We start from the raw sequence: 21529 nt of genomic DNA on the forward strand, positions 1-21529 counted from the left end.
GAAACGTGGACGACGGCTAGATCGCGATGGATCTCGACGTGGAGATCGATCCGAGGACCCGACCATGGCTGGGGCTGCTGCAGAGGTAGGTGACAACCGAGATGGCTTGCCAAGCGGTGAGCCTGAGAGGATGTCGCAGTGCCCAAGCGCGCCGCGGCGTATCTGTCGCAGGCGCAGGAAATGGCTCTACCCGCTCGTGAAAGAGCTTGTCGCCGAAGGAATTCCCGTGGCGGTGACGTGCCGGGTGCTGCAGCTCGCTCGCCAGCCCTACTACCGGTGGCTGGCCGATCCGGTCACCGCAGGCGAACTCGCCGGGGCGTATCGGGCCAACGCGTTGTTCGACGTCACCGCGACGATCCCGAATTCGGTTACACACCTTGCGGCGGAACTCCTCGGGATAACGCCTGGGCACGAACAAGTCTCCTTCGACGACATCGTGACCGAGCGTCATGCAAACCGACTCCGTCAAACCGGGGGAACATCAGCGGGTTTTCTGGTTCCGGCTGGAACCCGTTGATGGGGTCGGTTGGGAGCTGCTCGACAAGTTCGTACCGTCATGGGTGCGCAGCTTCGGTTCGCCGCCGTCGAGGGCGTCCAGTACGCGGATGGCGAAGGCGGGCACCATCGCGTCGCGAACTTCATCCGCGGTCATCCAGCGGACTTCGCGGGCTTCGTCGGTTGGGTGCGACGCTCCGGCCTCGGAGGTGCAGCGAAAGACGAGGGCGACGATGCCTGCGGCCAGGTTCTTGTAGATGCCGGTGAGCCGGTCGACCCGGACGGTCAAGCCGGTTTCCTCGGCGACTTCGCGGCGGACGCCCTCCTCGAACGCTTCGTCCAGTTCGAGCACGCCGCCGGGGGCTTCCCAGTGGCCGTTGTCGGCACGCCGGATCACGAGCACCCGGTTGTCGGCATCGACGACGATGCCGGAGACGCTGACGGAGTGCTTTGGTAGGTCGACCATTCGGCCCTTCCCTCGCGTTGTTGCGTTGCTCGGCAGTTGTGCCGGTTCAGCCTAAGCTAGTTGTCTAGGTAAGTTTGGGCGCTGAGCGGAGGATGTGATGCTGCGGTTCGGGTCGGTCGATCGTTCCGATCCGCGCGCGCCGTACCGCCAGATCGCCGACCAGTTCCGGGCAGCGATCACCACCGGTGAAATCGCTCCCGGTGAGCGGTTGCCCTCGGAAACGGAGCTGATCGCCTATTTCGGTGTGGCGCGGATGACGGTGCGGCAGGCGCTGCAAGAACTCAAAGCCGAGGGGTTGGTCCACGCGCAGCAGGGCCGCGGCGTGTTCACCCGATCCGCTCCGCCGATTCGGCGGCTGGCGTCGGATCGGTTCGCCCGCAAGCATCGGGCCGATGGCAAGGCCGCGTTCTCGGCGGAGGCGGAGAAGGTCGGGTTTGCGCCGGGGGTGGACCGGATCCGGATCACCCGCGCGGTTGCCGGTCGTGATGTGGCTGAGCGGCTGCGTGTCGAGCCCGCTGCCGAGGTGGTGGTGCGCACGCGTCGGTATCTGGCCGATGGCGTGCCGGTGGAATTGGCGACCTCCTACGTTCCGAGCAGCTTGGCAGCCGGAACGCGGATTGAGGAGCCCGACACCGGGCCCGGCGGGATCTACGCGCGTCTCGAGGAGATGGGCCACACACTGGCGCGGTTCACCGAGGAAGTCGGAGCCCGCATGCCGACGCCGGATGAACGCGCGCAGTTGGAGATTGGCGATAGAGAGCCGGTAATCACCGTCGTGCGAACGGCTTTCGATACGGATGACGTCGCCGTCGAGGTGTGCGACACGGTCAAAGTCGCCAGGGCGTATCTCCTCGAATACGACTTCCCCGCTCGCTGAGCAGCACCAGCGAAGTCCTGTACTTGTCTAGAGGAGTCGGCTACCATCGGTCTTCTACTTGTCTAGAGGAGTGGTTCTGAGCAACAGTGCTGCGCCTACCTGGACGAAGGAGGGGATGGTGGACGAACAGGATGGGGCGTCGCGCCGCCTGGAGACGGACAGCGCGAACAGGGCCAGGAATCGACTGAGCGGCGCCCGGATCGTCGTGACCGGCGGGGCGGGTTTCATCGGAAGTGAGGTCACCGCGAGCCTGCTTCGGGCCGGAGTCGACGTCAAGGTGGTCGACGATTTATCGACGGGGCGAATGTCCCTGCTCGGCAGTGCCTTTCGGTTCGGACTCACCGATCGTGATGTCCGTGTCGTCGATGTGCGCAGCAGCGAATGCGCGGATCTGATCGTGCGCTGGCGGCCTGATGTGGTGGTGCATATGGCGGCTCAGGCGAGTCTGCCTGCCGCGCTTCGAGCGCCGTTGGTGGATGCGGATATCAACATTCGGGGCAGCGTCAATCTGCTGCAGGCGTGCGTGCAGGCCGAGGTGGGGTTGGTCGTGTTCGCGGCCAGCGCTGCGATGTACGGCCAGGTGCCGCCGGAACAGCTGCCGGTCACCGAAGCGCAGCCGCTCACACCGTCGTCGCCGTACGGGCTCAGCAAGGCAACCGTGCTTCACTATCTGGAGCTGTTCCAGCGCCACCACGGCCTCGCCCACGTGGCGCTGGCACTGGCAAATGTCTACGGCCCAAGGCGCTTTGGCTCCGGCGGCGGGGTGATTCCCAAGATTGCTACGGACGTCGTTCATGCTCGGCGACCGCGGATCACGGGTGATGGACACCAGACGCGTGACTTCGTCTACGTCACCGATGTTGCCGAGGCGGTGGCGCTCGCCTGCACCGGCGAAGCATCCGGGCTCATCAACATCGCTTCGGGCAAGGAGACCAACGTGCTGGAGGTCGTCGAAACGGTCGGTCGAGTCGCGGGCGCGGACATCGCCCCGGTGTTCACGCCCGCGGTGCCGGGAGAGGCCCGGCGCATGGTGATGGATATCCGCCGGGCCCGGGAGGTGCTCGGCTGGCAGCCCAAAGTCGATGTGGGAACCGGGATTACGGCGGTCGTTCGGGCTGTGCACGCCGCGCAGCAGGGGGTGGCCGTATGACGCCACGAAGCTATGTCTGTCGCCTCGGGCCGGTATCGGTCGGCCTGATAACGACAGATGCCACCGTGCTGACGTACTTGCGCGAGTTCTACGCCATCGCCGAATCCTCAGTACCGCCAGGCAATTGGACGATCGAGGCGCGGGTGGCACGCCCGGCCGTGACGATGGCGGTCAACCGGTGGGGCGTCGGCCGCGCGGTCGACGCGAACGCGAGGCGGGTGCGGTTGCAGGCGGCGGACGCGCGCTGCGTGGCCATCACGACTCGCAAAACGCTGCGCGAGGTGCTGGTCGACTACTGCGAGCAGCGGCGCTACGTCATGCTGCACGCCTCGGCGGTCGGCGATCACGAGCGGGTGATCGTGATCGTGGGGGACAAGGGCAGCGGCAAGACGACGTTGGCGCTGAAGGCGATGCTCGGGCGCGGCATGCGCTTGCTGTCCAACGACCACCTGATCGTGTACCCCGACTCGGCCGATCAGCCAACGACGGGGCTCATGCTGACGTCGCTGCCCACCATGATCCCGCTGAAAATCGGCACCTACCTCGATCTGGAGGCCGAGCTGCCGTCGCCATGGAGCACCGAGGGGTTGGATCTCGACGTCTACCGCACGGTGGCCCGCCACCAGCTCTATCGACTCGACCGACGGGTGCTCTACACGTATTCGTCTCTGGGACAACCCAATCCGCTCGCCGCAGCCCTGCATGACGCGGGCAGCGGGCCCGACGTCATCGTGGCGCTGGCCCGCTACACGCACGGCCATCCGGCAGTGGTACCGGTCGACGATCCCGTCGAGGCGCTGCTGCCGCACGTGCGTACCGACTGGATGTTCGATCCCGAGCTGAACCAGCGCTATCTGCCGCGGACTGAACGCGCCCGAGCCGACTACCTCACGGACGCCCGGCAGTTGATGGCGGCGCTGGCCGACCGAGCGAGCATCGTCTCCTTCGCTCATGGCGGTGACCCGACGCTGCTGCTGCATGGCACCAACCTGGAACGGAAGATCTCATGACCCCCCTGGTAAGCGTGGTCATCCCGACCTACCACCGGCCCCGGCAGCTGGCGCTCGCGCTCAACAGCGTTGCCGCTCAACGGAATCTACCGGGCCCCGTCGAGGTGATCGTCGTCAATGACGGTGGCATCGATGTCGCCTCCCCGGTCGAGGCCGCCTGCCGCGGCGGTTTGGACGTGCGCCTGATCGACCTGCCGACGAACCGCGGCCTGCCGATCGCGCGTAACACCGGTATCGACGCGGCGCGTGGCGAATTCCTGGCGCTGCTCGACGACGACGATGTGTTCTTGCCGGATCACCTGGCCACGATGCTCAGCGCCATCGAGCACGAGGACGTCGACGCCGCCTACGGTCGCTGTTTCATCAGCAGCACGCGGGTGAATCCGCTTGCCGCACCAGCGTTTCCGCCGATGCCGCCATTCGCGTTCGACGCTGACCTGTTGGCCGTCGCGAACTACATTTCCGTGCACACCGCGGTCCTGCGTATGCCGCCGCCTGGCGCACGCTACGACCCCGCCTTGCCTGCGCTCGAGGACTGGGACATGTGGCTGCGGCTCGTTCGGGAGCACGGCTACCGGTTTCACGCGGTCGGGGAGGTGACGGTCGTCTACCACCGCATCCCCACTGACGACAGCCTGTGCGGTGGCACCGTCACCGAAGCGGCCGCCCTGGCACGATTCGGTCGACTCGTCCAGCAGCTGTGGGCCCGCTGGCCCGCCCCCAGCGAGCGCACCCACCGCTTCCGCCTGTACATCGCCGTCCTCTACTGGAACGCCCTCGCCCAACTCGCCGACGGTGTCCGGCTGGCCGACGACTACTTCCAACGCTGCATCGAGGAAATCGCCACCGTCTGGCACGGTGGCCGCTCCGAATATGACCTGCCCGAACGGATCGTCGAGGCCCTGCAGGAGCGCTGTGTTCACGTTGCCTGAGCCCGCCGCGGCCGCGGCCCGCGCGGCGGGTGTGGAGATCGCCGAGGTTGTGCACCGGACCGACAAGACGCTGTGCGCCGCCGGTAGCCGCGACGGTCGGCGCGTCGTGATCAAGCTGCTGCTCGACCCGGAGCCGTTCTGGATCGCCAAGTGGCAGCATGAAATACGCGTCTATCGGCTCTTCCGCCACACTCCACCACCAGTACGCACACCCGAATTACTGTTCACCGATGACGAGCGGCTGATGGTGCTGAGCTGGCTCGACGGCACACCGCTGGACAGCGAACGCTACCCCCAGCGAACGCTCACCCCTGCCGAGATCGACGCGGTGCTGGCGGGCATCGCCACGTTCACCCATTGGCACCCGCCCGCGGGCGCGCTCGACGTCATGTTCGACTACTCCGACCGGTTCCGTCGCTACCATGCGGCCGGATACCTGAGCGACGCCGACGCTGCAGCGCTCGAACAACTGCTCAACACCCTCGTCGCCGCGGCCGAACCCAACCACGGCGATCTGCTTGCCAGCAACATCCTCATGGACAAGCAGGGCGAGATCGCGTTACTGGATTGGGAATTCACCGGCCTGTTCCTGCCCGGGTTCGATCTGGCCTTGAGCCACACGCTCTTTGGCGCCGCCACGTCCGAGATACGACGCCGTATCGACGACACCGTCACGGCGGCTGGCACCGAGCGCCCGTTCCTGATCAACCTGGCGGCCGTGCTGACACGGGAACTACGAATCCACCACGAACTACCGGAGGGGCCGCAGCGGGCGGCGCGACTGAACACGATCGAAGCGGCCTGGGCGCAGGCCCGCGAACGGATCCATCGCCTTGCGCGTCGGAGCCCATGATGGATATCGCGCTGGTTCATCGGGATCTTCATCAACGCACGCGCGGCGGCATCTGCACCCTCTACCGCGCGCTCGCCCCGCGCCTGACCGCCCGCGGCCACCGCCTCACCTTGATCACGCAGGCCACGCCGCATCCGGTCGTCGTCGATAGCGCGCGGGTCATCAGCCTGCCGCGCACCGACGATCCGAACGCCCACCGCGCGGCTGTCGCCGCAGCACTCCAGCGGCTCAGACCGGACGTTGTCGACTGCTCGACCTGGGAAGCTGAAACCCTGACCTACACGAACATCCCGCGCGGCGATCGGGCACCGGTGCTGGTTCGCGGCGAATTCTCTGCCGCCACACTCGGAGCACCGGAACTGGCGGCAGCCGAACAACAGCTGGTGCAACGCGCCGAATGCGTTATCGCCGTCAGCCACTACGCCGCCCGCGACCTCACCGAGGCATACGGCATCGAACCGCCAGAGGTCGTCTACAACGGCATCGACCACCACCGGTTTCATCCAGCCCGACCGATCCCGCCGAAAAGCGGTGTGCGCGTTTGTGTAACGGGGGACGGGCAGCTGGTCGACGCCCACCCGATTCCGGCACTTCTCGCGGTCGGCGAATCTGTCCCGCCGTTCACCGCCGACCCGTTCGGCCGGGTGCGGCTGGTCTGGGTCGGCAAACTCACGCCGATGAAAGGCTGGGACATCCTCGAACAGCTGGCTTTCCGGCTCCAGCACCTCGCCACGATCACGGCTGTGCTCGGACACTCCGCCGCCTTCAGCCCGATCACGCAGCGGGCAGACGGCCTCACCCTCCTGCACGACCTCGACGACGCCGACATGCCACAGCTCTACCGCAGCGCCGACTGGTTCCTGTCCACCTCCCGCTGGGAAGGCTTCGGCCTGGCCATCACCGAGGCCATCGCCTGCGGCACACCAGCGCTGCTGCCCGAGCGTCTGGCGGTCGCGCCGGAACTGCTCACCACCGGCGCCGGATACACCTACCGGGACGCCGATCACTTGGCCGAGCTGCTCGCCACCCGCACCCCGCCGCCCGCGCTGCCTGCGGCGCAGTTCGACTGGGACCGCAACGCGGCATCCACTCTCCGCCACTACCAACAGCTCATTCAGGTATAGCCATGCGCATCCTGCTCATCGGACCCACCGGCAACGGCGGCAGCCTACCCCCCTACCTCGACATCCTCACGACAGCACTGCGCGGCTGCGGCGCACACGTGGATCGGCTCGGGGCAACCGAAATTCCCTACGACACAAGCCAGTCCGCATTCTGGTCCGCCGAGCGAATCGTGGCCGCCGCCGAGGAGTTGCTCGCCCGCGTCGACCTCAACGACTACGACCTGTTGAGCGTCCACTACGGCAACCTCGAAATCGAGCAGTTGCTCCCGACACTCTGGCCCGCACGCCGGCCGCCTGCGGTGCTGCACGTGCACAGCCTGACACCCACCCTGTTCACCGCCCACGTTCCCGAACCACCACTCGCCGCCGCGGTCGATAACGCCGCCGACATGGTGGACGGGTTCGTCTTCTTCGGCGAATACGGACGCGAACAATGGGTTCGGCACCACCGGAGTTCCGCGCCGTCGACCGTCAGCTGGCTGCCGACAACCATTCCGCAGGGTTGCCAACCCACGAGCGACGGCCCGCTGCACCAGGCACTTTCACAGTGCGACAGCAGCGTCACCGGCAGTCTGTACGGATTCGCGGCACCATGGAAAGATCTCGGCACTCTCCTTGCGGCCAGCCGACGGGCGACACGCATGTGCAGACTGCTTGTGGCGGGACCGTTTTGGGACGATGCGGCGCAGACCGGTGCGGAGGTCATCGTCGTACCCACTTACCTCGACCCGGCCGACCGGGCGCTGCTGATGCGGCACTCCAACTTCGCCGTCTTCCCATACCGGCACCAGCCGACGTTCCAAGGCAGCGGCGCCATTGCCGACTACCTTGTCCATGGAATCCCCGTCATCGCCACAAACGTCGCCAACATGGCTGAGCTGATCGGCGACGCGGGCATCATGACCACACCTGGCGATTCCAATGCCTTCGCAGCGGCAATCGACCGAATCGTGGGTGACAATGCGTACCGAAAAGCATTGAGCCAGAGGGCATCTCGGCGCGCGCACCGGTTCATCCCCAGCCACCACGCTGCCGAATGCCTTCGCTTCTACGCCGGAGTGATCGAATCGAGGGGCACATCATGAAGAACGACACGCCGCCGAGCGAGCTACTCATCGTCCGGCACGGGGAAGCCCACTGCAATCGCGAGGGCATCATCGGCGGGCGAGTCGGCTGCCGCGGCCTCACCGGCCGCGGTCGTCAACAGATTGAACTGCTCGCGCGACGGCTCGCGCAGCGCCAAGGCGAGCACCCGATCCATGCGTTGTACACCTCGCCGCTACGCCGAGCACGGGAGAGCGCGGCGATCATCAGCGAATCTCTTGGGATTTCTGTCCTTGCCGTTGAGGACCTGGCGGAGCAGGACCACGGCAGCGGTGACGGTCGTCCATGGGCTGACGTGGTTGCTGAATTCGGTGACATCCCGGCCCAGCATCCCAACCGGCCGCTGGTGCCCAACGGCGAGACGTGGCTCCAGTACCTCGAACGCTCACGGAGGGCGCTGGAACAGCTTCTTGCCCGTCACCGCAGCCAGCGGGTCCTTCTGGTCGGCCACGGCGAGACCGTCTCGACGGCCTACCACTACTTCTTCGGGTTGCCTGGTACCAGCCAATCGTTCGCAACAGCGGCCGTATACAACGCGAGCATCACTGTGTGGACGCAACAACCAATCTCGTGGACGAGACCCGATGCTGGCAGTCGCTGGGCGCTTGTGGTTCATAACAGCACTCAACTTCTCGAACAATGAAATCGAGTAATGAGAAGATTCTGAGCATGGGACGCTGGAACCACAACTGACAATCGCAGGTCGGCACCGCTACGCCTGGTCTAAACGCCTGCGACACGCCAGGTCTCGGTTGATATGTTGAACCGGCGATGCGCGGTCGGCACGCCACCCCGAACGACGGCGGCAGTATCCGCCACGCGCTTCAAGAAGCTGACCGAAGCAAGAGCAACCATGCGAGACGGTTTAAGCGGCCATCGCCGATGGCTCGAATTCTCCTGCCAAGAGGCCCATCTTGAAAGCGGTCCACTCCTCTGACGTAAAAGCCAGCGTTGTCCCGTCTACCCCTCGGAGGATTACTCCGTTGTCAGACTGTTCGATTTCAGGTTGACCCACTAGCCGATCTGAGCCACGTCCCAGAACGACAGCTTGAAGACTATCCCAAGCGGTTGCGGGCATCTCGATGATGGGCTCGTCCTCAGGGGGATTACCTGGGACTCGCAGGTATTTGCTGTCCCTTATATAGACCGACTTTTCATTGGGTTTCCGACGGATGAGAACGCATTGGCCGCCGCCGTCGCTGGCGGACGACTTGACGTAACCGTCAAGCGGCCGACACCTGGTGACGTTCCTGTTCCTCACTGCTTTCACTGCTCCTTCGCAAGAATTTCTGCGTTCCGGGCGACCAGTTCTCGGCTGTCGTCCGGTGGTAGGGCTATCTCATGCAATCGCCGCCAGAGCCGTTCATGGTTGGAAACCTCGGAATGGTCGCGAAGCAGCACATCCTCGGTCAGAGACTCCACCATCACCAGCGGTGGGTCGCCTGCGCTGAAGTCGTAGATTTCCCAGGGCGAGCGAGGTGCTCGGAGGCCGAGGAGTTCGCCGCCGACCGGCAGGATGCGGAAATCGATCCGGGAATTGGTGTCGATGAGCTTCATCAGATGCTTGAGTTGTTCGATCATCGCTGGCCGCGGAACCATGAGTCGCCGGACGACAGTTTCTTCGACCACGACTTCGATCCGCGGGCCACCTTCGGCGAGCGCTTCTTGTTGGCGGCGTTCGCGTGCGCGAATTTCGACGGGATTATCGGAGGAGTGGTCGTTGGTGACGGATGCGTCGTGTCTCGCACGGACGTACGCCGGAGATTGGAGAAGACCTGGCACCAGTGCGAAGTCGTACCAGCGGATGCGGCTGGCCCCTGCTTCGAGATCGGCAGGGAGGGCTTGGCGACCCGATAGGCCACGGAAGGCGCGTCCTTCCCACCATCCAGTTTGAGCGGCGTCACGGGCGAGGGCGTAGATCTCTTGCCAGAGGGGAGAGTGCTGTTCGACGCCAAGGTGCTCGGCGACCCGCATGCTGACGTCAGCCGCGACACGACGCTGCGCGGTTTCGATCCGCGTTAACAGTGTCCGGTCTATATCGACGTGACCAGCAACCTGTTGAATCGAGAGATTTCGCTCTTGGCGCAGATTGCGGAGCTTCTCGCCGAGGTGGAGCCGCCGACTGTAGGGCGAGATCCGGCCGTCGTTAGCCGAAGTCAAGTTCTGGGGCACCGGTCACACCTCCTCTGGCGCACAGTGACGCACCTGTCACGGGGGCATTCTGTCACAGCCTGGCTCCGGTGGGGACGGCAACATTTCAGACAACAAGAGCCCAGCCGGTTCAGCCGATCGCCTTGCACATTGCTTGTCACTGTGACATTCTGACACAGCGCGCAGCAATGTGACTGGCGCACCTGGTCAACCTCAAGATCAATGCAGGTGGGACTCATGACAACGGATCTCATTGCGACTTCGCTCGCCGACCGTGGCGGCGTAGCTCCAGCTGCGGCGCTGCGCCCGATCATGGGAGGGCCGACAGCCGATCCTGACCTACCCGCTTCCGGCCGCGTACTGGGTGTTCGTGGTCGGCTCGGGGCCAAAAGGCGTTCACGCGAAGAACATTGGATGCGCTCGCGGCGCGCGGCTTGCGGGTGCTCGATGCCGGGCAGCGAATCTGGTTGCCGATGAGTGACTACCCGACCACGTGGCGTTGGGTGTCGCCACCAAGAGAGACACAGCCGTTGTACTCGCGCTCCACCGTGCTGGAGGTCGCCCGTGAGCACCTGGCTCCGCCACAGGCTCGTTGCGGGGGCAGGTGAAGGATGCGTCTCATTTCGCACGGTCCGCAGCCGCACGTGCTGCCCTCGGGAGAGGAGCTGTGCGCGGCCATCCGCGGGCACCATATCGGCGGGCATCCGTTGCTCGAACTCGCCGCCGAGTTGGGCAGCTTGTATCAGACGATGCGAGCCTGTCCGCATCAATGTTGTTGCCCGAGAGTCGAACTGGTGCTTGCCGTCGACACATGGGCGGCGAACCACCTGCCGGTCCCGTGCGGCGGGGCGCGGATGCACACCGAGTCCCTCGGTGCGGTGATCGACCGGCTGGCTCGCCTACAAGTCCACGCCTACCACCTGTTGATGACGGTGGAAGACCTCGGCAAGGACCCGCAGGTGCACGCGGCGTGGTACCGGCTGGCCGAACTGGTCGAGGGCTACACCGATCTCAACACCGAACTCAGCCGCCGATCGTTGCGCCTACCGGCGCTCGGCGACGGTGGCTGACAGCAATCCGCCTGCGCCCCCGATCTTCTCGCTGCCCCCCACACCACCATCCGAACATCCAAGGAGACTCCTATGCCCCCTGAAGGTTCGTCATCCGCGCGCCGCACCCTCGGCGAGAAACTGCGCGCCCTGCGCAAGAGGGCGGAGGTGAGCCAGGCAGCCGCGGCCCGCGTCCTCGGAATCTCCCCCCAAACCATGGGCCGACTCGAGGAAGGACTCTCGGCCCGCTCGGCCAGCGACCTCTACATGAACACCCTGTGCAACCTCTACCACGCCACCGACGACGAGCGCCGCCTGATCCTCGCCCTGGCCTGCGAAACACGCGTCACCGCCCAGCGCGGCGGCGGCTGGTGGCAGTCCCACCTCGACCGCGTGATCAGCGACTTCGACCGCTATACAATGCTGGAACAGCAAGCCATCCGCGTGACGACGTGGGCGGTCATTCTCCTGCCCGTCCTCGTCCGCACTCCCGACTACTGCCGCGCCGTGGCCTGGACCGACACCCCCAACGCCCCCACCGACCAGATCGAAGAACGAGTCCAACGCCAACTGAAACGCCAAGCCCGCCTTGATGATCCGGCCTTCACCACCGAAATCTTCGTCTCGGAGGCCGCGCTGCGCGAGGAATGGGGCGGCCCCGCGGTCATGGCCGACCAACGCGAACACCTCACCGAACTCGCCCACCGCCCCAACGTGTCGATCCGCATCGTCCCCTTCACCACCCGCAACCACATCGGCGCACTCCTCGGCTCCTTCTCCCTCCTGGAGTTCCCGAAGATGCCCAAATCCAAGATGACCCAACCCCCGATAGTCCACATCGAAGAACACGTCGGCGACCTCTATCTCGAACGCGCCCACGAGATTGCCCGCTACAAATCCGCCATCACCGAACTCCGAAACTCGGCGTGACACGTGTCGGCGCGGGTTTCAGCCGAGGGCGGCCAAGGCCATGGCCCGCAGAATCGGCCGAGCCCGATTCGCCTGCGCGGCAGGCGCACTGTGCGGGGTCGAGTTGAGCAGCCCGAACACCGCGTGCGCCTGCACCCGCGCCGACGCCTCGGGCAGGTCCGGCCGCAACTCGCGCAGCACCGCCACCCACACCTCGACATACCGGCGCTGGGTGCGGCGCACTTGGCGACGCGCCGAATCCGGCAGATTCTCCAGATCCCGATCCTGGATGCGGATCAACTCCGGCTCGCCCAGCGCGAAGTCGAGATGGAAATCGACCAACCCCGCGAGCGCCCGCTCCGGCGAATCGGATTGCGCGACAACGGCTTCCCCGCCCGCGAGTAGCCGCCGACTGATCCCCACCAGCAACTCGACCAGCACCGCCTCCTTGTTGGGGAAGTGCCGGTACACCGCCGGTCCGCTGATCCCCGCGGCGGCGCCCAGATCCTCGAGCCGCACACCGGGAAAGCCCCGATCGGCGATGAGCCGCGCACCGGCCCGCAACAGCTGCTCCCGGCGTTGCGCCTTGAGCTGTTCGCGGCGGGTGGGCGCGACGGGATCACTGGTGGTCATCGCGCCTCCTCTCCTCGACCCTCGACATTTCGGTTAATCCACATTATCTTGAATTTCAGTTATTGGCGATTAACCGATCGGGCAGGATGGCGTGATGACGGTTACCCAGGACATCCGGGTCGGCAACCGGGAGGCGCATCGGGCGCTGGTGGCCGAGCTGCGGGACCGGCTCGCGACGGCCGCGCTGGGCGGTCCCGAGCGGGCCCGTGAACGGCATGTGGCGCGTGGCAAGCTGCTGCCCCGCCAGCGCGTGGACCGGTTGCTCGATCCGGGCAGCCCGTTCCTCGAGCTGTCCCCGCTGGCCGCCGACGGCATGTACGGCGGGGATTGTCCGGGCGCGGGCGTGATCGGCGGCATCGGCAGGATCTCGGGGCGCGAATGCGTCGTGGTGGCCAATGACGCCACGGTCAAGGGCGGCACCTACTACCCGATGACGGTCAAGAAGCATCTGCGCGCGCAGGAGATCGCGCTCCAGAACCGGCTGCCCTGCGTCTATCTGGTCGACTCGGGCGGCGCGCACCTGCCGCATCAGGACGAGGTGTTCCCCGACCGCGACCACTTCGGCCGCATCTTCTACAACCAGGCGACCATGAGCGCCCAGGGCATCGCCCAGATCGCCGCCGTGCTCGGTTCGTGCACCGCGGGCGGGGCGTACGTACCCGCGATGAGCGACGAGGCCGTCATCGTGCGCGAGCAGGGCACCATCTTCCTGGGCGGCCCGCCGCTGGTGAAGGCCGCCACCGGCGAGGTGGTCACGGCCGAGGAACTCGGTGGCGGCGAACTGCATTCGCGCGTCTCGGGCGTCACCGATCACTTGGCCGAGGACGACGAGGACGCGTTGCGCATCGTGCGCCGCATCGTCGCCACGCTCGGCCCGAAATCCGCCGCGCCGTGGGAGGTTTCGCCCACCGTCGAGCCGATCGCGCCGCAGGAGGAGCTCTACGACGTCGTCCCGGTCGACGCGCGCACCCCCTACGACGTGCGCGAGGTCATCACCCGGATCGTCGACGGCGGCGAATTCGGCGAGTTCAAGGCCGAATACGGCCGCACCCTGGTCACGGGTTTCGCCCGCATCCACGGCCACCCGGTCGGCATCGTCGCCAACAACGGCGTGCTGTTCGCCGAATCCGCCCTCAAGGGAGCGCATTTCATCGAACTGTGCGACAAGCGCTCGATCCCGCTGATCTTCCTCCAGAACATCACCGGCTTCATGGTCGGGCGCGACTACGAGGCGGGCGGCATCGCCAAACACGGCGCGAAGATGGTGACCGCCGTGGCCTGCGCGCGGGTGCCCAAGCTGACGGTGGTCATCGGCGGCTCCTACGGCGCGGGCAACTACTCCATGTGCGGGCGCGCGTACTCCCCGCGCTTCCTGTGGATGTGGCCCAACGCCCGCATCTCGGTCATGGGCGGCGAGCAGGCCGCCTCGGTGCTGGCGACCGTGCGCGGCGATCAGGTCGGCGACTCCTGGAGCGAGCGGGAACAGGAGGAGTTCAAGGCGCCCATCCGCGAACAGTATGAGCGCCAAGGCAATCCGTACTACTCGACCGCGCGGCTGTGGGACGACGGCGTGATCGATCCGGCCGACACCCGCACGGTGCTGGGCCTGGCCCTGTCGGTGTGCGCGCAGGCGCCACTGGCTCCCGTTTCCTACGGCGTCTTCCGGATGTGATGGCGATGATGATGCGGACCACCCAACCCCTCCCGTTCGACACCGTCCTCGTCGCCAATCGCGGCGAGATCGCGGTGCGCGTCATCCGCACGCTGCGCGCCCTGGGCATCGCCTCGGTCGCGGTCTACAGCGACGCCGACGCCGACGCCCGCCATGTGCGCGAGGCCGATGTCGCGGTGCGGCTCGGCCCGGCCCCGGCGCGGCAGAGCTATCTCGACATCGAGCGCGTGGTGGACGCCGCGCTGCGCACCGGCGCGCAGGCCGTGCACCCGGGTTACGGTTTCCTGTCGGAGAATCCGGCCTTCGCCGCCGCGCTGGCGGCCGCGGGCGTCGTATTCCTCGGGCCGCCCGCGCGGGCCATCGAGATCATGGGCGACAAGATCGCCGCCAAGAACACCGTCGCCGCGTTCGGCGTCCCCGTGGTGCCCGGCATCGCGCGACCCGGCCTCACCGACGCCGAATTGATCGGCGCCGCAACCGAAATCGGCTATCCGGTGCTGGTGAAGCCGTCCGCGGGCGGCGGCGGCAAGGGGATGCGGCTGGTACACGAGCCCGCCGGGCTGCCCGACGCGCTGGTGAGCGCCCGGCGCGAGGCGGCCGCGGCCTTCAGCGACGACACCCTGTTCCTGGAGCGGTTCGTCACCCGGCCCCGGCACATCGAGGTGCAGATCCTCGCCGACCGCTACGGCGGGGTGCTGCATCTGGGCGAGCGCGAATGCAGCCTGCAACGCCGCCATCAGAAGGTCATCGAGGAGGCGCCCTCCCCGCTGTTGGACGCCGAGACCCGGGCGCGGATCGGCGCGGCGGCCTGCGACACCGCCCGCAGCGTCGACTACGTGGGCGCGGGCACGGTCGAATTCATCGTCTCCGCCGACCGCCCCGACGAGTTCTTCTTCATGGAGATGAACACCCGCCTCCAGGTCGAGCATCCGGTCACCGAACTGGTCACCGGCGTCGATCTGGTCGAATGCCAGATCCGGGTGGCCGCCGGGGAGAAGCTCGCCGCCGAACAGGACGACATCCGCCTCACCGGGCACGCCGTCGAGGCCCGCGTCTACGCCGAGGATCCGGGCCGCGACTTCCTGCCCACCGGCGGCACGGTGCTCGCTCTCGCCGAACCGGACGGCGACGGCGTGCGGGTGGATTCGGGTCTGCGCGCGGGCACCGTGGTCGGCAGCGACTACGACCCCATGCTCGCCAAGGTCATCGCGTACGCCCCCGACCGGGACCGGGCCCTCGCGAAACTCGATCGCGCCCTGGCGGATACGGCCGTTCTGGGCGTGCGCACCAATACCGATTTCCTCCGCTTCCTGCTCGCCGACCCCGACGTCCGCGCGGGTCGCCTCGACACGGCCCTGCTGGACCGCCGCGCCGCCGACTTCCACCCCGCCGACCCCGGCGACGGCCATTTCATCGCCGCGGCCGCGCTGCGCTGGCTCGCCCACTGGCCCACCGACCCCGCCACGCCCTGGGACCAGCCCACCGGCTGGCGGCTCGGCGCCCCGGCCCCGACCACCTTCCGCCTCACCGGCGGGGACCGCACCGTGCACGTCTCGCTGACCGGCACCCCGGCCGACGCGCGGGTGTGGCTCGACGAGGGCGACAAGCGTTCTCTCGCCGTGACTTCGGGCCGCGACCTCACCCTGACCCTCGACGGCGTCCGCACCACCTACCTCGTGGCCCACCACGACGATCAGATCTGGGTCGCCGACCGCACCGCCGTCACCCTCGTCCGCGAGGTGGCCGAGGCGAGTCCGCGCGCCACCACCGAACAGGCCGCCGACGCCGAGATCCGCAGTCCCATGCCGGGTTCGGTGATCGCCGTCCCGGCCACCCCGGGCGCGGTGGTCCCCGCGGGCGCCCCGGTGGTCGTCGTGGAGGCCATGAAGATGGAACACACCCTCACCGCCCCCATCGCCGGAACCGTCGAACTGCTGGCCGGACCGGGCGATCAGGTGCGGGTCGACCAGGTCCTCGCCCGCATCGTCCCCGACACCGATCCGAAGGACACCCCCGCATGACCGAATTCCTGTCCACGGGAACGCTTCCCGACCACTACCGCGATCTGGCCCTGACCGTGCGCGACTTCGCCCGCCAGGTGGTCGCCCCGGTCGCGGCGAAACACGACGAGGAGCACAGCTTCCCCTACGAGGTGGTCGCGGGCATGGCCGATATGGGCCTGTTCGGCCTGCCGTTCCCCGAGGAGTACGGCGGGATGGGCGGGGACTACTTCGCCCTGTGCCTGGCCCTCGAGGAACTCGGCAAGGTCGACCAGAGCATGGCCATCACCCTGGAGGCCGGAGTCTCGCTGGGCGCCATGCCGATTCACCGGTTCGGCACCGAGGAGCAGAAGCGGGAGTGGCTGCCGCAGCTGACCAGCGGGCACGCCCTGGCCGCGTTCGGCCTCACCGAACCGGGCGCGGGCAGCGACGCGGGCGGCACCCGCACCACCGCGGTCCTCGACGGCGACGACTGGATCATCAACGGCAACAAGCAGTTCATCACCAACTCCGGCACCGACATCACCCGCCTGGTGACGGTGACCGCGGTGACCGGCCGCTCCGGGGACAAGAAGGAGATCTCCACCATCCTGGTCCCCACCGACACGCCCGGCTTCACCGCCGAACCGGCCTACAGCAAGGTCGGCTGGAACGCCTCCGACACCCACCCGTTGACCTTCACCGATGTCCGTGTGCCGCGGGCGAATCTGCTCGGCGAACGCGGCCGCGGCTACGCCAACTTCCTGCGCATCCTCGACGAGGGCCGGATCGCCATCGCCGCGCTGGCCGTCGGCGCGGCGCAGGGCTGTGTGGACGAGAGCGTGCGCTACGCGGGCGAACGGGAGGCGTTCGGTCAGGTCATCGGCCGCAATCAGGCGGTCGCGTTCAAGATCGCGCGAATGGAGGCGCGCGCCCACGCCGCCCGCGCGGCCTACTACGACGCCGCCGCGCTCATGCTGGCGGGCAAGCCGTTCAAGAAGCAGGCGTCGATCGCCAAACTCGTCGCCAGCGAGGCCGCGATGGACAACGCGCGCGATGCGACGCAGATCTTCGGCGGCTACGGTTTCATGAACGAATACGCTGTGGCACGGCATTATCGGGACAGCAAGATTCTGGAAATCGGTGAGGGCACCACGGAGGTGCAGCTGATGCTGATCGGACGGGAGCTGGGCCTGTGAGCGCACCCCTACGCCGCGAGGTGCAACGCGGCCTGTGGTTCGAGGAGTTCGCCACCGACGTGATCTACGAGCACCGCCCCGGCCGCACCATCACCGAGGCCGACAACGTGCAGTTCACCACGGCCACCATGAACACCCAGGCGCTGCATCTGGACGCGGCGTTCGCCGAGGCGCAGCCGCCGTTCCATCAGCGGCTGGTCAATTCGATGTTCACGCTGTCCACCCTGGTCGGGCTGTCCATCACCCAGCTCACCCAGGGCACGATCGTCGCCAATCTCGGCTTCTCCGAGGTCGCCTTCCCCAAGCCGCTGTTCCACGGCGACACCCTGTACGCGGAGACCGTGGTCACCGACAAGCGGGAGTCGCGCAGCCGCCCGGGGGAGGGGATCGTGACCTTCGCCCACACCGGCCGCAATCAGCACGGCGACGTGGTGGCCACCGCCGTGCGCAAGACGCTCGTCCGGATGAGGCCCGCATGACCTGGGAGATGGCCGGTCCGGCCTGGCTGTTCTGCCCCGCCGACCGCCCCGAACGCTTCGCCAAGGCCGCCGCCGCGGCCGATGTGGTGATCCTCGATCTGGAGGACGGCGTGGCCCCCGCCGACAAGGCCGCCGCCCGGGAGGCGCTGCTGTCCACACCGCTGGACCCGCGGCACACGCTCGTGCGCGTGAACGCCCCCGGCGGGACGGACCACGCGCTCGACCTGGAGACCCTCGCCCGCACCTCCTACGAGCGCGTCATGGTCCCCAAATGCGAGAGCGCCGAACAGCTTTCGGCGCTGCCGTACCAGGCCGTCGCGCTCATCGAATCCCCGCTGGGCGCGCTGGCCGTCGACGCGATCATGCGCTCGGACACCGCCATCGGCGTCATGTGGGGCGCGGAGGATCTGGTCGCCGCGCTCGGCGGCAACGCCAGCCGCCGCGCGGACGGCGAGTACCGCGACGTCGCCCGGCACGTCCGCTCGGCGTCCCTGCTCGCGGCCAAGGCGTACGGCAAGTTCGCCCTCGACTCGGTGTATCTGGACATTCGCGACCTGGACGGGTTGCGGGCCGAGACCGAGGACGCGGTGGCGGTCGGCTTCGACGCCAAGGTGGCCATCCATCCCACCCAGGTGCCGGTCATCCGCGCCGCCTACACCCCCACCGACGACGAATTGTCCTGGGCCCGGCGAATACTCGCCGCGGTGCCGGACAATCGGGGCGTCTTCGCATTCGAGGGCCGCATGGTCGACGGCCCGGTCATCCGCCACGCCGAACGGATCGTCCGGCGCGCGGGCTAGGACAGGAGAGTGATCGCGATGCAGCCGCAGTGGGTGCCGGATCAGCGGGACGTCGCGCGGGCGCGCGTCACCGACTTCGCCCGGTTCGCCGGTGCGCGAACCGGACTCGACTTCCCGGACTACCACGCGCTGTGGCGCTGGTCGGTCGACGACCTGTCCGGCTTCTGGGGTGCGCTGTGGGCGTACTTCGACCTCGGCCCCGCCCCGGAGACGGTGCTGTCCGACGCGAGTATGCCGGGCGCGCAATGGTTTCCGGGCGTGCGCCTGAACTATGTCGATCAGGTGGCGCGGCAGGCGCGCACCGATCGGCCCGCCATCGTGTATCTGAGCGAGGGCGGCGCGGCGACCGAGATCTCCTGGGCCGAGCTGCTGGGCCGCACCGCGACCTTCGCGGCGGTGCTGCGCGCGCGGGGCGTGCAGCCCGGCGATCGGGTCGTCGGCTATCTGCCCAACATCCCCGAGGCCGTGATCGCCTTCCTCGCCACCGCCAGCCTCGGCGCGGTGTGGAGCGCCTGCGGCCAGGACTATTCGGCCAAGGCCGCGCTGGATCGGCTCGGCCAGCTCGAACCGGTCGTGCTGGTGACCGCAGACGGCTACCGCTACGGCGACAAGGCGCACGACAAGACCGCGGAGATCGCCGAGCTGCGTGCGGGCCTGCCGACCCTGCGCGACACCGTCGTGGTCTCCCGGCTCGGCGCGACGGTGCCCAACTCGCAGGACTGGGCCGAGATCACCGCACCCTCCGGGGCCGAGATCGACACGGGCGAGGTCGATTTCGACCACCCGCTGTGGGTGCTGTACTCCTCGGGCACCACCGGCAAACCCAAGGGCATCGTGCACGGCCACGGCGGCGTCGTGCTGGAACATCTCAAAGCCGTTGCGCTGCAAGCCGATATCGGCCGCGACGACGTGTTCTTCTGGTACACCAGCCCGAGCTGGATGATGTGGAACTTCCAGGTGGCGGGCCTGCTGGTCGGCGCGACCATCGTCTGTTACGACGGCAGCCCGGCCTGCCCGACACCGGACGCGTTGTGGGACTTGGCCGCTCGCACCGGAACCACGGTGCTCGGCACCAGCCCCGGCTACGTGCTGTCGTGCGTCAAGGCCGGTGTCGTGCCGAAGCGCGACCACGATCTGTCCGCCTTGCGCACGGTCGGCATCACCGGTTCGGCGCTGCCGCCGTCGTCGTCGCTCTGGTTGAGCGAGAACGTCGGCGAGCGCGTGCAGGTGTCCTCGATCAGTGGCGGCACCGATGTGGTGTCGGCCTTCCTCGGCGGCGTGCCCACGGTCCCGGTGTGGCCCGGCGAACTGTCGGTGCCGTTCCTCGGCGCGGCGGTCGACGCGTGGGACGTCACCGGGCATCCGGTGCGCGGTGAGGTCGGCGAGCTGGTGCTCACGAAACCCATGCCGTCCATGCCGGTGAAGTTCTGGAACGATCCCGACGGATCCCGGTATCGCGCGGCGTATTTCGACATGTTCCCCGGCGTGTGGCGGCACGGCGACTGGATCACCATCACCGACCACGGCAGTTTCGTGGTGCACGGCCGCTCCGACTCCACCCTCAACCGGCACGGCATCCGGATGGGTTCGGCCGATATCTATCAGGCCGTGGAGGCGCTGCCGGAGGTCGCGGAGTCGCTCGTCATCGGCGTCGAGCGGCCGGACGGCGGCTACTGGATGCCGCTGTTCGTGGTGCCCGCCGAGGGGGCCGAACTCACCGACGAACTGGCCGACCGGATCAAGGCCGTGATCCGCGCGGAGGTCTCGCCCCGGCACGTGCCCGACGCGATCATCCCCGCGCCGGGCGTCCCGCACACCCGCACGGGCAAGAAGCTCGAGGTGCCGATCAAACGGCTGTTCCAAGGCGCGGATCCGGCGAAGGTGGTGGAGCGCACCGCCGTCGACGATCCGGCGCTGTTGGACTGGTACGCGGCGGTGACCCCGCCGCGCTGAGCGTCCCGTCGACCATGCGGTAGACCGCGTCCATCCGGTCCAGGTGGTCTACGTCGTGGGTGACCAGCAGGGTCGCGGTGCCGTGGGCGCGCGGGATGTCGAGCAGCAGGTCCAGGACGGCCGCGCCGCGCTCGCGGTCCAGGGCGCTGGTGGGCTCGTCGACCACGAGCAGGTCCGGATCGTGCACGAGGGCGCGGGCGATGTCGACACGCTGGCGTTGTCCGCCGGAGAGTTGCTCGGGGCGTTTGTGCTCGTGCCCGGCCAGGCCGACCGCGGCGAGGAGATCGGTTGCGCGCGAACGGATTCGGCGGCGTTCGCGCGGCGGCACCAGCGGGCGGCCGCCGAGGTGGGCCATGACCTCGAGCTGTTCGAGGGCGGTGAGGGCGGGGAGGAGATTCGGCTGCTGGAAGACGATGCCGATCCGCTCCCGGCGCAGCCGCGCGGCCTCCCGTCGGCCCAGCGCCGTCAATTCGATTGTGCCGGAATCGGTTTCCAGGTCGATGCGGCCGGAGTCCGGGCGGATCAGCGTCGACACGGCGGCGAGCAGGCTCGACTTCCCCGATCCCGAGGGGCCGGTCACGGCGGCGATCTCGCCGCCGCGCACCCGCAGGTTCACCGCGTCCAGCGCGGTGACCCGCCCGGCGCCGTCGGGATAGGTGAGGGTCAGGTCGGTCACGGTCAGTGTGGTCATCGA

22 protein-coding genes are annotated in these 21529 nt (G+C 67.7%); 17 read left to right on the plus strand and 5 right to left on the minus strand.

Going from position 1 to position 21529, the window contains the following annotated elements; translation table 11 throughout:
• Positions 1–196 precede the first annotated feature (196 nt).
• On the plus strand, positions 197–517 hold the full coding sequence (locus tag ACFYTQ_RS12170; RefSeq protein ID WP_387359709.1) for a hypothetical protein: 321 nt from the start codon (positions 197–199) through the stop codon (positions 515–517).
• Here the strand turns inward: ACFYTQ_RS12170 and ACFYTQ_RS12175 are convergent.
• Positions 482–961 carry an NUDIX hydrolase gene (locus ACFYTQ_RS12175; protein ID WP_387359711.1) on the minus strand — a complete coding sequence of 160 codons (480 nt, stop codon included), beginning with the start codon at positions 959–961 and terminating at the stop codon, positions 482–484. The two genes, ACFYTQ_RS12170 and ACFYTQ_RS12175, sit on opposite strands and share 36 nt — an antisense overlap.
• 97 nt (positions 962–1058) lie before the next feature.
• Here ACFYTQ_RS12175 and ACFYTQ_RS12180 point away from each other — a divergent pair, with 97 nt between their 5' ends.
• The 8 genes from ACFYTQ_RS12180 to ACFYTQ_RS12215 all read left to right on the plus strand — a co-directional run bounded on the left by ACFYTQ_RS12180 (position 1059) and on the right by ACFYTQ_RS12215 (position 8654).
• A complete protein-coding gene (locus ACFYTQ_RS12180) occupies positions 1059–1838 on the plus strand; it encodes a GntR family transcriptional regulator (protein WP_387359713.1) in 780 nt (259 codons plus the stop codon).
• 115 nt (positions 1839–1953) lie between these two features.
• Positions 1954–2988 carry an NAD-dependent epimerase/dehydratase family protein gene (locus ACFYTQ_RS12185; RefSeq protein ID WP_387359715.1) on the plus strand — a complete coding sequence of 345 codons (1035 nt, stop codon included), beginning with the start codon at positions 1954–1956 and terminating at the stop codon, positions 2986–2988.
• Positions 2985–3998, plus strand: coding sequence for a hypothetical protein (locus tag ACFYTQ_RS12190; RefSeq protein WP_387359717.1), 1014 nt, complete (start codon positions 2985–2987; stop codon positions 3996–3998). The genes ACFYTQ_RS12185 and ACFYTQ_RS12190 overlap by 4 nt, the downstream gene beginning before the upstream one ends.
• A complete protein-coding gene (locus ACFYTQ_RS12195) occupies positions 3995–4930 on the plus strand; it encodes a glycosyltransferase family 2 protein (RefSeq protein WP_387359719.1) in 936 nt (311 codons plus the stop codon). Before ACFYTQ_RS12190 ends, ACFYTQ_RS12195 begins: the two co-directional genes overlap by 4 nt.
• Positions 4914–5783, plus strand: a complete 870-nt coding sequence (locus ACFYTQ_RS12200; protein WP_387359721.1) for a phosphotransferase — start codon at positions 4914–4916, stop codon at positions 5781–5783. Before ACFYTQ_RS12195 ends, ACFYTQ_RS12200 begins: the two co-directional genes overlap by 17 nt.
• Positions 5783–6907 carry a glycosyltransferase family 4 protein gene (locus ACFYTQ_RS12205; RefSeq protein ID WP_387359724.1) on the plus strand — a complete coding sequence of 375 codons (1125 nt, stop codon included), beginning with the start codon at positions 5783–5785 and terminating at the stop codon, positions 6905–6907. Before ACFYTQ_RS12200 ends, ACFYTQ_RS12205 begins: the two co-directional genes overlap by 1 nt.
• A gap of 2 nt (positions 6908–6909) precedes the next feature.
• Positions 6910–7992: a glycosyltransferase family 4 protein gene (locus ACFYTQ_RS12210; RefSeq protein ID WP_387359727.1), complete on the plus strand. Its 1083-nt coding sequence runs from the start codon at positions 6910–6912 to the stop codon at positions 7990–7992.
• Positions 7989–8654, plus strand: coding sequence for a histidine phosphatase family protein (locus ACFYTQ_RS12215; protein WP_387359729.1), 666 nt, complete (start codon positions 7989–7991; stop codon positions 8652–8654). Before ACFYTQ_RS12210 ends, ACFYTQ_RS12215 begins: the two co-directional genes overlap by 4 nt.
• A gap of 222 nt (positions 8655–8876) precedes the next feature.
• On the opposite strand, the gene ACFYTQ_RS12220 is transcribed toward ACFYTQ_RS12215, so the two are convergent.
• A complete protein-coding gene (locus ACFYTQ_RS12220; protein WP_387359731.1) occupies positions 8877–9281 on the minus strand; it encodes a DUF397 domain-containing protein in 405 nt (134 codons plus the stop codon).
• Positions 9278–10183 (minus strand): helix-turn-helix domain-containing protein, encoded by a 906-nt coding sequence (locus ACFYTQ_RS12225; protein WP_387359733.1) that lies wholly within the window; start codon positions 10181–10183, stop codon positions 9278–9280. Before ACFYTQ_RS12225 ends, ACFYTQ_RS12220 begins: the two co-directional genes overlap by 4 nt.
• 590 nt (positions 10184–10773) lie before the next feature.
• Here ACFYTQ_RS12225 and ACFYTQ_RS12230 point away from each other — a divergent pair.
• Complete coding sequence (locus tag ACFYTQ_RS12230) at positions 10774–11232, plus strand: DUF4254 domain-containing protein (protein WP_387359735.1); 459 nt, start codon at positions 10774–10776, stop codon at positions 11230–11232.
• Positions 11233–11304: 72 nt separating this feature from the next.
• On the plus strand, positions 11305–12141 hold the full coding sequence (locus tag ACFYTQ_RS12235; protein WP_387359737.1) for a helix-turn-helix domain-containing protein: 837 nt from the start codon (positions 11305–11307) through the stop codon (positions 12139–12141).
• Positions 12142–12159: 18 nt separating this feature from the next.
• On the opposite strand, the gene ACFYTQ_RS12240 is transcribed toward ACFYTQ_RS12235, so the two are convergent.
• Positions 12160–12753 (minus strand): TetR/AcrR family transcriptional regulator, encoded by a 594-nt coding sequence (locus ACFYTQ_RS12240; RefSeq protein WP_387359739.1) that lies wholly within the window; start codon positions 12751–12753, stop codon positions 12160–12162.
• Positions 12754–12847: 94 nt separating this feature from the next.
• On the opposite strand from ACFYTQ_RS12240, the gene ACFYTQ_RS12245 reads away from it, so the two are divergent.
• The 6 genes from ACFYTQ_RS12245 to ACFYTQ_RS12270 are packed head-to-tail and all read left to right on the plus strand — an operon-like array spanning position 12848 to position 20835.
• Positions 12848–14425: a carboxyl transferase domain-containing protein gene (locus ACFYTQ_RS12245; protein ID WP_387359741.1), complete on the plus strand. Its 1578-nt coding sequence runs from the start codon at positions 12848–12850 to the stop codon at positions 14423–14425.
• An 11-nt stretch (positions 14426–14436) separates the two neighbouring features.
• Positions 14437–16446 (plus strand): biotin carboxylase N-terminal domain-containing protein, encoded by a 2010-nt coding sequence (locus tag ACFYTQ_RS12250; protein ID WP_387360188.1) that lies wholly within the window; start codon positions 14437–14439, stop codon positions 16444–16446.
• A complete protein-coding gene (locus ACFYTQ_RS12255) occupies positions 16443–17603 on the plus strand; it encodes an acyl-CoA dehydrogenase family protein (protein ID WP_387359743.1) in 1161 nt (386 codons plus the stop codon). Before ACFYTQ_RS12250 ends, ACFYTQ_RS12255 begins: the two co-directional genes overlap by 4 nt.
• On the plus strand, positions 17600–18082 hold the full coding sequence (locus ACFYTQ_RS12260) for a MaoC family dehydratase (protein ID WP_387359745.1): 483 nt from the start codon (positions 17600–17602) through the stop codon (positions 18080–18082). The genes ACFYTQ_RS12255 and ACFYTQ_RS12260 overlap by 4 nt, the downstream gene beginning before the upstream one ends.
• A complete protein-coding gene (locus tag ACFYTQ_RS12265) occupies positions 18079–18882 on the plus strand; it encodes an HpcH/HpaI aldolase/citrate lyase family protein (protein WP_387359747.1) in 804 nt (267 codons plus the stop codon). Before ACFYTQ_RS12260 ends, ACFYTQ_RS12265 begins: the two co-directional genes overlap by 4 nt.
• A gap of 18 nt (positions 18883–18900) precedes the next feature.
• The gene (locus ACFYTQ_RS12270) at positions 18901–20835 is read left to right on the plus strand and encodes an acetoacetate--CoA ligase (protein ID WP_387360190.1); all 1935 of its coding nucleotides are present in this window, start codon (positions 18901–18903) and stop codon (positions 20833–20835) included.
• Here the strand turns inward: ACFYTQ_RS12270 and ACFYTQ_RS12275 are convergent.
• Complete coding sequence (locus ACFYTQ_RS12275; RefSeq protein WP_387359749.1) at positions 20729–21526, minus strand: ABC transporter ATP-binding protein; 798 nt, start codon at positions 21524–21526, stop codon at positions 20729–20731. The genes ACFYTQ_RS12270 and ACFYTQ_RS12275 overlap by 107 nt on opposite strands.
• Positions 21527–21529 lie beyond the last annotated feature (3 nt).

Origin of the sequence: Nocardia sp. NPDC004068 (genome assembly GCF_042874315.1) — a bacterium.
Classification (GTDB): Bacteria; Actinomycetota; Actinomycetes; order Mycobacteriales; family Mycobacteriaceae; genus Nocardia.

What these genes read in the sequence shown, in the direction of transcription:
- ACFYTQ_RS12175 (WP_387359711.1), bottom strand. Translation starts at nt 961, where the DNA reads ATGGTCGACCTACCAAAGCACTCCGTCAGCGTCTCCGGCATCGTCGTC.
- ACFYTQ_RS12180 (WP_387359713.1), top strand. Translation starts at nt 1,059, where the DNA reads ATGCTGCGGTTCGGGTCGGTCGATCGTTCCGATCCGCGCGCGCCGTAC.
- ACFYTQ_RS12185 (WP_387359715.1), top strand. Translation starts at nt 1,954, where the DNA reads ATGGTGGACGAACAGGATGGGGCGTCGCGCCGCCTGGAGACGGACAGC.
- ACFYTQ_RS12190 (WP_387359717.1), top strand. Translation starts at nt 2,985, where the DNA reads ATGACGCCACGAAGCTATGTCTGTCGCCTCGGGCCGGTATCGGTCGGC.
- ACFYTQ_RS12195 (WP_387359719.1), top strand. Translation starts at nt 3,995, where the DNA reads ATGACCCCCCTGGTAAGCGTGGTCATCCCGACCTACCACCGGCCCCGG.
- ACFYTQ_RS12205 (WP_387359724.1), top strand. Translation starts at nt 5,783, where the DNA reads ATGGATATCGCGCTGGTTCATCGGGATCTTCATCAACGCACGCGCGGC.
- ACFYTQ_RS12210 (WP_387359727.1), top strand. Translation starts at nt 6,910, where the DNA reads ATGCGCATCCTGCTCATCGGACCCACCGGCAACGGCGGCAGCCTACCC.
- ACFYTQ_RS12215 (WP_387359729.1), top strand. Translation starts at nt 7,989, where the DNA reads ATGAAGAACGACACGCCGCCGAGCGAGCTACTCATCGTCCGGCACGGG.
- ACFYTQ_RS12230 (WP_387359735.1), top strand. Translation starts at nt 10,774, where the DNA reads ATGCGTCTCATTTCGCACGGTCCGCAGCCGCACGTGCTGCCCTCGGGA.
- ACFYTQ_RS12235 (WP_387359737.1), top strand. Translation starts at nt 11,305, where the DNA reads ATGCCCCCTGAAGGTTCGTCATCCGCGCGCCGCACCCTCGGCGAGAAA.
- ACFYTQ_RS12240 (WP_387359739.1), bottom strand. Translation starts at nt 12,753, where the DNA reads ATGACCACCAGTGATCCCGTCGCGCCCACCCGCCGCGAACAGCTCAAG.
- ACFYTQ_RS12245 (WP_387359741.1), top strand. Translation starts at nt 12,848, where the DNA reads ATGACGGTTACCCAGGACATCCGGGTCGGCAACCGGGAGGCGCATCGG.
- ACFYTQ_RS12250 (WP_387360188.1), top strand. Translation starts at nt 14,437, where the DNA reads ATGCGGACCACCCAACCCCTCCCGTTCGACACCGTCCTCGTCGCCAAT.
- ACFYTQ_RS12255 (WP_387359743.1), top strand. Translation starts at nt 16,443, where the DNA reads ATGACCGAATTCCTGTCCACGGGAACGCTTCCCGACCACTACCGCGAT.
- ACFYTQ_RS12265 (WP_387359747.1), top strand. Translation starts at nt 18,079, where the DNA reads ATGACCTGGGAGATGGCCGGTCCGGCCTGGCTGTTCTGCCCCGCCGAC.
- ACFYTQ_RS12270 (WP_387360190.1), top strand. Translation starts at nt 18,901, where the DNA reads ATGCAGCCGCAGTGGGTGCCGGATCAGCGGGACGTCGCGCGGGCGCGC.
- ACFYTQ_RS12275 (WP_387359749.1), bottom strand. Translation starts at nt 21,526, where the DNA reads ATGACCACACTGACCGTGACCGACCTGACCCTCACCTATCCCGACGGC.